The 12,264-nt window shown below is 61.4% G+C and carries 14 protein-coding genes and 1 pseudogene; 5 read left to right on the top strand and 10 right to left on the bottom strand.

The features are described from left to right. Both VK519_RS00420 and VK519_RS00415 read right to left on the bottom strand, forming a co-directional pair. On the bottom strand, window positions 1-608 hold a 608-nt coding region (locus tag VK519_RS00420; RefSeq protein ID WP_324346588.1), incomplete at its 3' end, for a TolC family protein. 48 nt (window positions 609-656) lie between these two features. Beyond that, on the bottom strand, window positions 657-1,316 hold the full coding sequence (locus VK519_RS00415) for a protein-L-isoaspartate O-methyltransferase family protein (protein WP_324346586.1): 660 nt from the start codon (window positions 1,314-1,316) through the stop codon (window positions 657-659). Between the two features lie 298 nt (window positions 1,317-1,614). Here VK519_RS00415 and VK519_RS00410 point away from each other — a divergent pair, with 298 nt between their 5' ends. Both VK519_RS00410 and VK519_RS00405 read left to right on the top strand, forming a co-directional pair. Beyond that, a complete protein-coding gene (locus VK519_RS00410) occupies window positions 1,615-2,265 on the top strand; it encodes a TetR/AcrR family transcriptional regulator (protein WP_324346584.1) in 651 nt (216 codons plus the stop codon). Window positions 2,266-2,363: 98 nt separating this feature from the next. Next, a complete protein-coding gene (locus tag VK519_RS00405) occupies window positions 2,364-3,392 on the top strand; it encodes a DUF2333 family protein (RefSeq protein WP_324346582.1) in 1,029 nt (342 codons plus the stop codon). Between the two features lies 1 nt (window position 3,393). Here VK519_RS00405 and ppa read toward each other — a convergent pair whose 3' ends face one another. From ppa to VK519_RS00380, 5 genes are all read right to left on the bottom strand, one after another. Next, window positions 3,394-3,942, bottom strand: a complete 549-nt coding sequence (gene ppa / locus VK519_RS00400; protein ID WP_324346580.1) for an inorganic diphosphatase — start codon at window positions 3,940-3,942, stop codon at window positions 3,394-3,396. A 34-nt stretch (window positions 3,943-3,976) separates the two neighbouring features. Then, a complete protein-coding gene (locus tag VK519_RS00395) occupies window positions 3,977-4,288 on the bottom strand; it encodes a hypothetical protein (RefSeq protein ID WP_324346578.1) in 312 nt (103 codons plus the stop codon). After that, window positions 4,285-5,478 carry a molybdopterin-dependent oxidoreductase gene (locus tag VK519_RS00390; RefSeq protein WP_324346575.1) on the bottom strand — a complete coding sequence of 398 codons (1,194 nt, stop codon included), beginning with the start codon at window positions 5,476-5,478 and terminating at the stop codon, window positions 4,285-4,287. Before VK519_RS00390 ends, VK519_RS00395 begins: the two co-directional genes overlap by 4 nt. A gap of 122 nt (window positions 5,479-5,600) precedes the next feature. Next, window positions 5,601-7,697: a prolyl oligopeptidase family serine peptidase gene (locus VK519_RS00385; RefSeq protein WP_414692663.1), complete on the bottom strand. Its 2,097-nt coding sequence runs from the start codon at window positions 7,695-7,697 to the stop codon at window positions 5,601-5,603. A gap of 149 nt (window positions 7,698-7,846) precedes the next feature. Further along, complete coding sequence (locus VK519_RS00380; protein ID WP_324346573.1) at window positions 7,847-8,428, bottom strand: OmpA family protein; 582 nt, start codon at window positions 8,426-8,428, stop codon at window positions 7,847-7,849. On the opposite strand from VK519_RS00380, the pseudogene VK519_RS17885 reads away from it, so the two are divergent. From VK519_RS17885 to VK519_RS00370, 3 genes and pseudogenes are all read left to right on the top strand, one after another. Next, window positions 8,310-8,635, top strand: a pseudogene (locus VK519_RS17885) (ABATE domain-containing protein); the annotation flags it as partial. The gene VK519_RS00380 and the pseudogene VK519_RS17885 overlap by 119 nt on opposite strands. Before the next feature lie 15 nt (window positions 8,636-8,650). Further along, on the top strand, window positions 8,651-8,872 hold the full coding sequence (locus tag VK519_RS17880) for a CGNR zinc finger domain-containing protein (protein ID WP_524538965.1): 222 nt from the start codon (window positions 8,651-8,653) through the stop codon (window positions 8,870-8,872). A gap of 596 nt (window positions 8,873-9,468) precedes the next feature. Next, complete coding sequence (locus VK519_RS00370) at window positions 9,469-9,990, top strand: RHS repeat-associated core domain-containing protein (RefSeq protein WP_324346570.1); 522 nt, start codon at window positions 9,469-9,471, stop codon at window positions 9,988-9,990. Window positions 9,991-10,252: 262 nt separating this feature from the next. Here VK519_RS00370 and VK519_RS00365 read toward each other — a convergent pair whose 3' ends face one another. The 3 genes from VK519_RS00365 to VK519_RS00355 form a co-directional block, all read right to left on the bottom strand. Continuing rightward, window positions 10,253-10,402, bottom strand: coding sequence for a hypothetical protein (locus VK519_RS00365; protein ID WP_324346568.1), 150 nt, complete (start codon window positions 10,400-10,402; stop codon window positions 10,253-10,255). A gap of 364 nt (window positions 10,403-10,766) precedes the next feature. After that, window positions 10,767-11,132 (bottom strand): helix-turn-helix domain-containing protein, encoded by a 366-nt coding sequence (locus tag VK519_RS00360; RefSeq protein ID WP_324346566.1) that lies wholly within the window; start codon window positions 11,130-11,132, stop codon window positions 10,767-10,769. A gap of 392 nt (window positions 11,133-11,524) precedes the next feature. Next, the coding region (locus VK519_RS00355; RefSeq protein WP_324346564.1) for a sodium/proton-translocating pyrophosphatase at window positions 11,525-12,264 on the bottom strand (740 nt) is incomplete at its 5' end.

Below are 12,264 nucleotides of genomic sequence, written 5' to 3'. Positions count from 1 at the left end.
GCGACCGACGTGTCGTGCTGGGCCTTGGCGTCCTGCACGTCCGTGATCGCAGACAGACCGACGTCGAAGCGCTGCTGCGCCTGCTCAAGCTGACGAGCCAGCGCTTGTTCGTTGGCCTTGGCGAAGGCCAGCGCGTCCATGTTGGTCAGCACCTGGAAGTAGGCAGTGGCCGTGCGCGTGGCCAACTGCTGCAGGGATGCCTGGTAGCTGGCTTCCTGCGCGGCATCGAGCGAGCGCGATGCCTTGAGGTTGGCGTACAGGCTGAAGTCCATCACCGACTGGCTGACATTCAGCGACTGGCTGCGTGCGCGCACCCAGCCCGTGTTGGGCGAGGTACCGACCGGATTGCCGAGAGCGTCGGTGATGACCGTCGGCTGATTACCCGCACTCTGCGTCTGGTTCAGCGACAAACTCGCATCCACCTGCGGCAGCAGCAGTGCGCGGTTCTGCACGACGGTTTCGTGTTGGCCAAGGCGCTGGGCATCAGCCTGGGCAAGGGTGGGATCGTTCGCGCGGGCCTGCCGATACGCGTCGAGCAGATCCTCGGCATGGCTGGTCAGCGGTGCCGCGGCCAGGGCCATTGCCAGGGTCAGGAGCTTCAAACGCATGGTGTGCCTCTTCGGGTGATATTTAAAAGGTATTTGAAAACGGGTGGTTCAAAGCACGAACTGACGCGACGGCGCGGCATGCGCCAGGTACGGCAAATCAGTTTCGAACAGCGATTCGCTGCGTTGCCGCCCCTCGCCCTCGTGCGTCACCAGCACCGCGCTCTGCGCGGGCGACTGACCAAGAATGGCGAAGAGGCGGCCGCCGGGCTTGACCCAGTGGATGAAACGGGAAGGAAGTTCGGCCGTGGCACCGGTGACCACGACAGCGTCGAATACGCCGCCCGGCTGCCAGGCAAGCACGGCTTCGGCGGTTTCCAGGGTGACGTTGGTGATCCCAGCCCGGGCCAGCCGTTCGGCGGCGCGGCTGGTGAAGTCCGGATGGATGTCCACCGACGTGACATGCGCCGACAGGCGGGCCAGGCACGCGGTAAGGAAACCTGCGCCGGTACCGATCTCAAGCACGCGGTGGTCCGGCTGGAGCTCAAGCGCCTGCAGCACGCGGCCTTCCACGACCGGCTTCATCATCACCTCGCCATGGCCCAGGGGCAGGCTGAGGTCGGCAAAAGCCAGGTTTCGGTGGGCTGGATCGACGAAATCCTCGCGGGGGACGCTGGAAAGGACGTCCAGGACGCGCATGTCCAGCACTTCCCAGGGGCGCACCTGGTTTTCCACCATGTTGGTGCGGGCCTGTTCGAAATTCATCGCCATGGGAGTGTCCTGATGCGCGGTAAAAAGGTCTGAAAGCATAAGCGCTTAGCGCCGAAGCGACAATCGCAAGCATTATTGTTCGGGGTTCGTGACCGAAGTGCCGGAAGTCACCGGACGCCCCTGACTTGCGTCACATGCCCACCCGCAGCTTAACCGCCGGCCCGCAGGCACTTGCCCCCGCGGCCGGGCGCCAGAACATACGAAACCATCGTAAGGCTGATCGCTTTCGGCCCGACCTGCAAAATACTGAACCGCCGCGTATAATAAACTTGAGACGTCTGCTTGTGAAGGTGCACCCATGAACGCCAGCCTCAAACCCAAGCCGCAGGGCCCCGGTCGCCCCAAGGACATGGAGAAGCGTGCGCTCATTTTGGACGCCGCCCGCAACCTGTTCGCCCAGTCCAGCTTCAACGGTACCTCCATGGACGCCGTGGCGGCGTCGGCCGGCGTGTCCAAGCTCACTGTCTACAGCCATTTCGGCGACAAGGACAACCTCTTCCGCGAAGTTATCCGGGCCCACGTGCAGGCCAAACTGCCTGCCGAGCTCTTCACCAAGCGGCCGGAAGTGAGCATTCGCGACATCCTCACCGAAATCGCCCAGCGCCACGCGCTGGCTGAAACCAACGCCGATACCGTGGGTGCCTTCCGCGCCATCATGTCCGATTGCCAGCAGGGCAACCCCCGCTTCGGTCGCCTGGTATGGGAAGAGGGCCCGGCGCGGATGCAGAAACTGGTGGCTGAGCTGCTGCAAGGTGCCGTCGACGATGGCGAGCTGCAGATCGACAACGTACCTCGCGCATCGGGCCAGTTCCTGGCCTTGCTCAAGGGCGACATGGTGCTGCGCCGCCTGTTCGGCTGCGAAGACTGCAAATACGAGTTCGCCGAAGAAGTAAGTGCCACGGCAGCGGCTGCCGTAGACATGTTCATGCGGGCCTACGGTCCCCGCTAGTCGTTCCTTGAGGTTATGGGCCATGGCTGACCGCTGGAATTCCTCGCGGCGCCTGCGTATTAGACTCAAGGTCCGAACCCGTTACCGGAGCGCCCGTCATGGATGCCACCACGCCCACGTCCTCCCGTCCTCGCCGTACGGGGCTGATCCGTACCGTCCTGGCACTGATCATCGCGCTGGTGGTGGTGGATCTGGCCATGATGTGGTGGTGGGACAAGGAGCCTGAATCCTTCGACCCGGTGAAAGCCGCGGCGGCCCGTGCCACGGAGCTCAAGCAGCCGGTCAATGCCGGTGCCACCACTACGGTGGCACTGATCGATTCGGTCGATTCGCTGATGGACAAGCGCGGCGGGTATCTCAGCAACGACAAGTTTCCCCCCGGCGTGTTCATGGACAACATGCCCAATTGGGAATTCGGCTCGCTCACCGCCTCGCGTGACCTCGTCCGTGCCCTGCGCAACGATTTCAGCCGTTCCCAGACGCAGTCGACCGAAGATCCGGATCTTGCCGAGGCCGATCCGCTGCTCAATTCTCCCAACGACCGCTGGCTCCTGCCCAGCACCGAAAGCCAGCTGCGCAAGGCCGTGGACCACCTGGAAGGCTACCTGCAACGCCTGGGCGACAAGGACGAAGGCAACGCGCATTTCTATGCCCGTGCCGACAACCTGGCCGACTACCTGCAGGTGGCCTCAGGCCGGCTGGGATCGTTGTCGCAGCGGCTGTCGGCGAGCGTGGGGCAGATTCGCCTGGACACCGTGCCCAGCCCCGACCAGGCCGACAAGGTGGAAGTCACCACCGCGCCTGACGGCGGCAAGATGATCAAGACGCCATGGTCGAAGATCGACGACAACTTCTATGAAGCGCGCGGTTACACCTGGACGCTGCTGGTGCAGCTGCGTGCATTCCAGAAGGATTTCGGCCCGGTATTGAAAGACAAGAACGCCGACGTCGGCCTGCAACAGGTGATCCGTGAACTGGAGGAAGCCCAGAAGCCGGTCGCAAGCCCCATCATTCTCAATGGCTCGCCGTTCGGCTTCTTTGCCAACCACTCGCTGGTGATGGCCAACTACGTATCCCGCGCCAATGCGGCGTTGATCGATCTTCGCGAACTGCTCAAGCGCGGCTAACTCAGACGCCCTTCGGACCCTTGTCGTCCTGGTAGCGCTTGGCACCGGCGATGATCTCCGCCTTGGCCTCTTCGGCGCCGACCCAGCCATCGATCTTGACCCACTTGCCCTTCTCAAGATCCTTGTAGTGCTCGAAGAAGTGGCCAATGCGCTCCAGCCAATGGCCCGACACGGCCTTGATGTCCTTGATGTGGGCGTAGCCGGCGAACACCTTGTCCACCGGAACCACCACCAGCTTCTCGTCGGCGCCGGCTTCGTCGGTCATCTTCAGCATGCCCACCGGGTGGCAGCGGATCACCGAGCCCGGTACCAGCGGCAACGGCAGGATCACCAGCGCGTCCAGCGGATCGCCGTCACCGCCCAGCGTGCCCGGCACGTAGCCGTAATTGCAGGGATAACGCATGGGCGTAGAAAGGATGCGGTCGACGAAGATCGCGCCGCTTTCCTTGTCCACCTCGTACTTGACGGGCTCGGCATCCTTGGGGATTTCGATGATGACGTTGATTTCGTCCGGCACGTTACGGCCGGCGGCGACCAGGTGGAGGCCCATGGGATGTCCTTGGAAAGCGCGGAAAACAGCCAGTTTACGGCAATCGGCGCGACCCCGCAGCAGCCTGACCGGCGTTCACCTGGCGCGAGGCAAGCCACTTGGCGATGTCGTCGACGTCCTTGTCGGCCACCGGGGCGCCATACGCGGCCTTCATCTTCAGTACCGTAGCGCGCCATTGGGCCATGGTCAGGCGCGGCTGGTAGTCGATCATTTCCGATGAATGGCAGGCCGTGCAGACTGCCGCGGAGGGCGGCGCGCCCATCAACGGCAACGGTGGTTCTGCCACCTGCGCCGACACGGTGATGGGCGCAATGGCGAGCCCCAAGGCCAGCAGGGAGGCTTTCATGTGACCACCAGGTTCAGCGATTCCACGGCATTGCGCATGAAGCCACCGGGGTTCCAGCCCGCCGTGAGCGGTTGCACGTTGCCCGCGGCATCGGCGGCACGCACCAGCAGTCGTTGCTGGCCGGGGGATCCTACCGGCATCTGGGCGTGCCAGCGGCGGAATCCGTAAGCGCCGCCTTCAGTGTCCAAGGAGCAGCGGTGCCAGCTGCTGCCGTCGTTTGACCATTCGACGCGACGGACGGCCGCTTTGCCGCTGAAGGCGATTCCGCGGATCACTTGCAGGCGATGGGCGCGCAGCCGGTCGCCATCACGCAGGTTGGTGACGAATGAACGCGGCGGCATGGTGCTGATCGGTGTGGTGGCACCCGCAGACGCCCCGGGTGTGGTGTTGCCGTCAGGCGTGCCCGGCACGCGGTAGGCCTTGGCCATCCAGTAGTTGTCGTCTTCAACGTTCAGAACCTCGATGTCGCTGACGGTCTTCACCCAATAGGTGGCGAACCAACCGGGCACCACCAGGCGCAACGGAAAGCCGTGGACCCATGGCAACGGCTGACCGTTCATGTGGGTGGCCAGCAGGACGTCGTCGTTTCGGGCGACGTCCACGCCAAGCGATTTACCAAATTGGGGTGGCGCGGCATCCAGCCCACGAAAACGGATCGCCACCGAGCCTGCTTTCAAGCCAGCGCGATCGAGCACCTGGCGCAGGCTAACCCCACGCCACACGGCGTTGCCCATCGCTCCGTTACCCCACTGCGCACCGGGCACGCGAGGATCGAACAGACCGCGCGAATTGCCCGCGCACTGGCTTACCGCGGTGACCTCCCTGGCTGGAAGCGAAGCTATGTCTGCCAGGGTGAGGGAAAGTTCACGTTCGACATGACCATGCACGTTCAGGCGGAAGGTCGAGACATCAATCTGGCGTGGCGTACTGGCCGTGTGCCAGCGCACGTAAAATCGATCGACCGGCGTGATCAGTCCGCGGTCGTAGACCTCGAACGGCGTCTCCAGCAAAGGTGCCCGGGTACGCTGCAGGATCATCGGTCCCTTGCCTTCGAACCCGTCGACCATCAGCCGCTCGCCGTTGTCGAATGGCAGCCGCACATCGGTCGCCCGCAGCGGGGCAAATGCGGCCGCCGCTGTGACACCAAGCAGGCCCATGAAGTGACGGCGCGAGGGGGCGAAATGATCCATGGCTAACCACGAAGACAGGCGGCAGTGATAACGGTGGCACCGCTGCGTACCGCGTGTCCAGACGCGGTGCAAAAAAAAAGCCGCCCGAAGGCGGCTTTCTCGCTGCAGGGGAGCGCCTGGGACTACTTCAGATGATCCCACAGGAAGCTGTAACCCATGGCATTCATGAAGGCCGACTGCTTGTTGTCCGCCGCAGCACCATGGCCGCCTTCGATATTCTCGTAGAAGCTGGCGTCATAGCCCATATCCTGCATCTTGGCCGCCATCTTGCGGGCATGCACCGGGCCCACACGGTCGTCGCGGGTGGAGGTGGTGAATAGCACGGGCGGGTACTTCACCCCGGCTTTCACGTTCTGGTAGGGCGAGAATTTCTGGATGAAAGCCCACTCTGCCGGCTTGTCCGGGTCGCCGTATTCGGCCATCCAGGAAGCACCGGCGGAAAGGTGGGTGTAGCGCTTCATGTCCAGAAGGGCCACCTGGCTCACCACGGCGCCGTAGAGCTGCGGGTAGAGCGTGAGCATGTTGCCGGCCAGCAGGCCGCCGTTGCTGCCGCCCATCATGCCCATGTGCCTGGGCGATGTGACCTTGCGGTCGATCAGGTCCTGGGAAACAGCAGCGAAATCCTCGTACGCACGCGGGCGGTTCGCCTTCAGTGCCGCCTGGTGCCAGCGCGGGCCGTACTCGCCGCCGCCACGGATGTTGGCGATCACGTATACGCCGCCATGGCTAAGCCACGCCCGGCCCATGCCGCCGGAGTACGCCGGCTCCAACGAAATCTCGAAGCCGCCGTAGCCGTACACCAGCGTCGGATGGCTGCCATCGAGCTTCATCGATTTGGGCGAGATCTGGAAGTACGGCACGCGGGTGCCATCCTTTGACTTCACGAAGTGCTGGCTCACCTGGAGGCCCGAGGCATCGAAGAACACCGGAGCGTGCTTGATCGCCTCCTGCGTGCCTCCGACGGTGCCGTAGTAGAGCGTGGCCGGTTGCAGGAAGCCGTTGGAGACCAGGAAGTAATCGTCGCTGTCGTCAGCATCGATGCCCGAGGCGTCGATCGAGGACAATGCCGGCGCACCGCCGAGGGGTGCATGTGTCCAGGCGCCCTTGCCATCCTTGGGCGGGGTATACACGGTGAGCTGGCTCACCACATCGTTCATCACGGTGACGATCAGGTGGTTCTTCGTCCACGAATGACCAGCCAGCGACTGGTGCTCGTTAGGCGTGAAGAGCACGGTGATCTCGCGCTTGCCCGCCATGTAGTCGTCCAGGTGCGTCACCAGCAGCGAGCCTGAAGGGTAGGTCTTGCCACCGACCTTCCAGGGCGTGCGCGGTTGCACCAGCAGCCATTCGCGCTGGACGTCGGTGACCGCGTCGTCGGGCACGTCGACCTTGGCGAGCTTGCCGTCCTTGCCGCGCAGGTAAAGCTCATCGTCGTAGAAAGCCAGCGCGCGCTGCACGAAATCGCGTTCGAATCCCGGGGTGAGATCGCGGAATGCAGAGATCGACATGTCAGTGGATTTGCCCTCATACACCAGGGCGGCTGAAGAGAGCGGCGTGCCACGCTTCCATTCCTTGACGATGCGGGGATAGCTCGATTCGGTCATCGAACCCGGGCCGTAATCGGTGGCTACGTAGATGGTGTCCAGGTCGCGCCAGGCCACCTGGCTCTTGGCCTCGGGAAGGGTGAAGCCGTCCTTGACGAAACTCTTGGTTGTGAGGTCGAACTCACGCACGACATCGGCATCGGCGCCGCCACGCGACAGTGACACCAGGCAGCGCTTGTAGTCAGGCTTCAGGCATTGCGCGCCGTGCCACACCCAGTTGGTGTTTTCTGCCTTGCCCAGCGCGTCGATGTCGATCACCGTGTCCCAGGCGGGTTTGTCCTTGCGGTATTCATCAAGCGTGGTGCGCCGCCAGATGCCGCGCGGGTTGGCCTTGTCCTTCCACAGGTTGTAGTAGTGGTCGCCGATCCTGGTGACCATCGGGATGCGTGCTTCGGAATCTAGCACTTCCAGCAACTGCGCCTGCATGACGGCGAACTCGGTGGAGCTTCCGTATTTCTTTACCGTGTCGGCGTCGCGCGCCTTGACCCACTCCATGGACTTTGCCGCATCGATGTCCTCCAGCCACAGATAGGCGTCGTCGCTGGTGCTTGCACTGGCGGCCTGGGCGGGCGCTGCCGGTTGGGCGGGAGGTTGGGCGTGGGTCATTCCGGTCATCGCAAGGCTGGCCCAGAGGGCGAGGTGGCTTCGTTTCACAAAGGTTGTCCCCAGGCAGGTGGTGGTCGCGGCGACGGCATTAAAGGCAGCCGCCCACGGTGAACAGGTTGACCATAGCTTTGCATGGGGGCAAGGCCCCCTGCCGAAAGTCAGGGATCGTGGCGCGGCGCGTCGAGGGGCTGGGCGTCGGTGACGTGGACGAAGACACTGCGGAAAGCGTCCACGCCTTCGGCGTCCTCCCGCCGCTGCTGGTCGGGCAAGGGGTAGCTGGCGCCCAGTGTGACCATGATGCCTTGCTGCTCCAGCCAGCCGCGCACGGCGTCGGCACGGGCCTGGGCCAGGTTGACCGGGCCATCACCGTCACTGCTGGCGCGACCCTCGATCAGCACGCCGTTGCTGCCCCAATGGCGCATGGCCCAGGCCAGGTCCTCCAGTGTGCCCGTCTGCGAGACGCCCAGATCCGCCGAGCCGCGCGTGAACAATACCGGGGGCAAAGGGCGTGGTGGCGGGATGATGACTACCCGCCAATCCGGGGTTCCGTCGTTAAGCGTGGCTTCCATCTGGTGAAGCGTGGCCAGCGATGCGCGCGCCGAGGGCGAGACCACCAGTTCGATGCGCCGTTTCGCGGCGTCGACGTGCGAATCGAGCAAGGGCAGCGCTGACTCGCTTGGCCTGGATTTCCTGAACTCCATTGCCGTACCCGTCGACACCACCGTGGAATTCATCGGCAACGGCGAGGACCTGCTGTCATGGCTGGACCAGGCTCACTTGGTCCGCACATGGGCAAGCCACTGGCGAGCGATGCGGTGGCTGCGCTGGACCCGCTCAACCGGATACTGGCGCGCGACGAGGCCTACGGGCAGATCGTGCCGCTGCCGGATAGCGCAAGCACCGATGCGGCCACTGGATTGGCTTTTGAATCTCGCCGCCGCTGGCGCTCTTCCGACACACTGTTGATACCGATTGCGCGAAGCATTGCGGACTTGCTGACGACGGAGAGCTTCAGCGACGTAAAGGCATGCCAGGGTCATGCCTGCACGCTGTTGTTTGTCGATCACACGCGTGGCAGGGCGAGGCGCAGGTGCAACATGGCCGTGTGTGGGAACCGGGCCAAGCAGGCGGCGCATCGTGAGCGGGTGGGGAAAGCGGCGGAGTCTGCGCAGCGTCGCGCGTGATGCCGAAAGTGATTGAGCATCGTTGGATGTTGGTGCCGATGTCACTTTGAGAAAATCCGTATGGAATCGCCGCGCACGACCCGGGATCATTCGCGTGCTGCCGGCGTACCGGCAGCCGGGTGTAGAAACCTGGACAAAAAGATCGGGCCCCGCAGCAATGGCTGCGGGGCCCGAGGCTGACCGTCATACGGCGGGCGACCAGGCGGGCGTAAGCCCGGCCGTCTTTGTCCGGTTTTCTACCCTGGTTCGCTCGCCACCCTTACCCTTTCTTGAAACAGGGCCCGGCCTTACGAGCCATGGGAGCGGATGAACATATCCGGCAAGCGAAATAGCCCGGGTCGCCCATCGCGAAGCGATGGTGACCCCGGCGAGGGGTGCAACGTCCGGTGTGTTCATCCGCCCGATCCGTTATGGTTGATGCGTGCCCACGGCAAATTTCCTCAAAACTTGTTGTAGGCGGAAAGAACTGAAAACGGGAGCCGGGGGGCGACATGGGTAGTCGTAAGAGAGCGCTGAGCATAAGCCGGCGGCTGGGATGTTTGCTAATCCTTCCATATTGTTGTGGGTTGCATGCAGGGCCGGAAACGGTGACCTACATGTATACCGACGCCCAAGGAACGCCTCTGGCAGAAACTGATGCACAAGGCAACATAATTGCCACTTTTGATTTCGCTCCGTATGGCAGGCAGGCCGTGGGATCGCCACCTACTGGCATCGGATATACAGGGCACATCAATGATCCGGATACAAGCCTCGTATACATGCAGGCGCGGTATTACGACCCGGCTACAGCTCGATTTTTAAGTGCTGATCCCACAAGCCCGACAGCGAGTGACGCTGTCAACTTCAATCGCTACGCATATGCCAACAACAATCCAATAGCCAATATCGATCCGAATGGAAGGGATACTTTGGTAATTACGGGTGGCCGACGCGACGGAAGCACAAATATATTTGGGCACGTGGCTGCGTCGGTTGAAGGTTATGGCATGGCTAGTTATGGCACGAACACGGAACTTGGAAGTTCTACCACTCAGTATGTCGCTGAGCAAAGTGCTGTTCGAAGCCTCACTATCAGCGTAATTCCTACTACGCCCGCCAAGACACCAAGGCAGTAGATTTTATTAAAAGCAATCTTGGCGAAAACACGGCCACAATAATCGACAATTGTTCCGTAAAAACGGATCTAATTATCAACGCTGCAGGCGTACCCGTTCCGATTAGTCATTTCCCTGCGACCACACTAATTAACGTTGCCGCCAAATCCGACGTTCAGACTTATTCTGTTCCACAGAACGGGAAAATTCCAAAGGATCTCCAAAATATCCTGACTCGATTTGATCCTCCTCCTCCCCCTCCCCCGCCGTTCACTTCGCCCCATCAGCCCATCTCTCCGCCGCCATTTAACCGCCAAAATGATTGACCTTTCAGGACAAATGCTGATGGCTTGCGTATGGGGGTGGCAATGAGATTCGTCAAAGTAGCTGCTTTTTTAGCAGTGCTCATAGTCATCTTTTTTTCTTCCTGCACTTACCTTTCCAGCAAAGGTAACTCGGCTTACCAATCCACGAAGCTGGGGGATAGCAAGTCAAGTGTCATTACGAGATTCGACTTACCTTATGTTGAAAAAGCATCTGGCGAGCCATTCGTACGTTTTGACTCAAAGGGATGCAGAAGTCCATGCCAGGAACGGCTGTGGTTTGAGAGTCGCTTATCTTTTGGTATAGAAGCCTGGTCGGTCGACTTTGATCAAGAAGGTCGAGTTATCGATAAATACCATTGGACCTCACCATAACCGCCAGTAATGATAACGTCCGGTGTGTTCATCCGCCGATTAGTTATGGTAATGACCTATCTGTAGCTGCTATATGCATCAAGATGTCATTTCCTGGCATCAGGACGTACGCGTTTTCCTGGCAGCCTTGCGCGGTGCAGGCTTGGATTTCTTGCCTTTTGGCAGGACGGAATGAGCGCTCCAGAGCAGACCATCGCTTGCATCGGTAATCTTGATATGCAGCGCTCCACGTGCGGCGTGGACCAGCTCTACCATGGTTTCGATCGTCAGGTTGGAGTCGCCGCGCAACGCCTTGCTTATATAAGCTTCGGACTTCCCCGCACGCTCCGCGATGTCCTTCTGACGTTCGCCACTGGACTGAATCTGCTCATGGAGCTCGTTGGCGAAACGAAACTTGAGTGAAGCCTGGATGTAGGGGATGCTTTTTCTCAGATCATCAATCGTTTCGATCTTGCGCGTGGTCATTTCTTTAGCCTTGGGATGATTTCGATCGTGGCGTTTGCTTTTGCTGCGAGGTATCGATTCCGAAAAGCGACAACTTTTCCGATGTCCGCCTTTCAGGCTTTCCGCTGGTCTTTGGTTATCGAGTGGCTGCACACGACAAGTTCGCCGTCGTTTGCCGCATCGAACAGAGCGACAGTCTCAGCGCAAGAGTCCTTTCTCGGGTCATCGTCCGGCCCCTTTGAATGCAGAGTGGTCATGCGCAACGCACAGGGCAATCAGCCGGACGCAACCGGTCACGTCATCCCGGTCCGCTTTGGTGGTGGTCCATCCGGGCGAGCATCAACTATCAAGTCCGGACAGCCAAAAAAATGCCCTGGTCTCCCAGGGCATTTTTTACAATCAAGAGGCGCCGCTTAAAGCAACGGCACCAGCAACAACGCCACGATATTGATGATCTTGATCAACGGATTCACCGCGGGCCCCGCAGTGTCCTTGTACGGATCACCCACGGTATCGCCAGTCACCGCGGCCTTGTGCGCATCGGATCCCTTGCCGCCGAAATTCCCGTCTTCAATATACTTCTTGGCATTGTCCCAGGCGCCGCCGCCGGTGGTCATCGATACCGCCACGAAGAGGCCGGTGACGATGGTGCCGATCAGTACGCCGCCCAGTGCCTGGGCGCCGGCTTCGCTACCGCCGAGCCACTTGAAGAGGAACAGCACCACCACGGGCACCAGTACGGGCAACAAGGAGGGAATGAGCATTTCCTTGATCGCCGAGCGGGTAAGCATGTCCACAGCGCGGGAATAATCCGGCTTGGTGGTGCCTTCCATGATGCCCTTGATCTCCCGGAACTGACGGCGGACTTCCTCCACCACGGCGCCGGCGGCGCGTCCCACCGCTTCCATCGCCATGGCGGCGAAGAGGTAGGGGATCAGGCCGCCAATCAACAGGCCAATGATCACGTAGTGATTGGACAGGTCGAACGGTACCTGCGCCACGCCCAGGTGCTGGCTGAGGTTATGCGTGTAATCGGCAAATAGCACCAGCGCTGCCAGGCCGGCCGAACCGATGGCATAACCCTTGGTCACGGCCTTGGTGGTGTTGCCCACCGCGTCCAGCGGATCTGTCACGCCACGCACTTCCGGCGGAA

This window comes from Pinirhizobacter sp., assembly GCF_035317885.1.
Lineage (GTDB): Bacteria > Pseudomonadota > Gammaproteobacteria > Xanthomonadales > Rhodanobacteraceae > Pinirhizobacter.
The sequence above is the reverse complement of the archived record's forward strand: the minus strand, read 5'-3'. Positions and strand labels throughout refer to the sequence as shown.

What these genes read in the sequence shown, in the direction of transcription:
- VK519_RS00415 (WP_324346586.1), bottom strand. Translation starts at nt 1,316, where the DNA reads ATGGCGATGAATTTCGAACAGGCCCGCACCAACATGGTGGAAAACCAG.
- VK519_RS00410 (WP_324346584.1), top strand. Translation starts at nt 1,615, where the DNA reads ATGAACGCCAGCCTCAAACCCAAGCCGCAGGGCCCCGGTCGCCCCAAG.
- VK519_RS00405 (WP_324346582.1), top strand. Translation starts at nt 2,364, where the DNA reads ATGGATGCCACCACGCCCACGTCCTCCCGTCCTCGCCGTACGGGGCTG.
- ppa (WP_324346580.1), bottom strand. Translation starts at nt 3,942, where the DNA reads ATGGGCCTCCACCTGGTCGCCGCCGGCCGTAACGTGCCGGACGAAATC.
- VK519_RS00395 (WP_324346578.1), bottom strand. Translation starts at nt 4,288, where the DNA reads ATGAAAGCCTCCCTGCTGGCCTTGGGGCTCGCCATTGCGCCCATCACC.
- VK519_RS00390 (WP_324346575.1), bottom strand. Translation starts at nt 5,478, where the DNA reads ATGGATCATTTCGCCCCCTCGCGCCGTCACTTCATGGGCCTGCTTGGT.
- VK519_RS00385 (WP_414692663.1), bottom strand. Translation starts at nt 7,697, where the DNA reads ATGACCGGAATGACCCACGCCCAACCTCCCGCCCAACCGGCAGCGCCC.
- VK519_RS00370 (WP_324346570.1), top strand. Translation starts at nt 9,469, where the DNA reads ATGTATACCGACGCCCAAGGAACGCCTCTGGCAGAAACTGATGCACAA.
- VK519_RS00360 (WP_324346566.1), bottom strand. Translation starts at nt 11,132, where the DNA reads ATGACCACGCGCAAGATCGAAACGATTGATGATCTGAGAAAAAGCATC.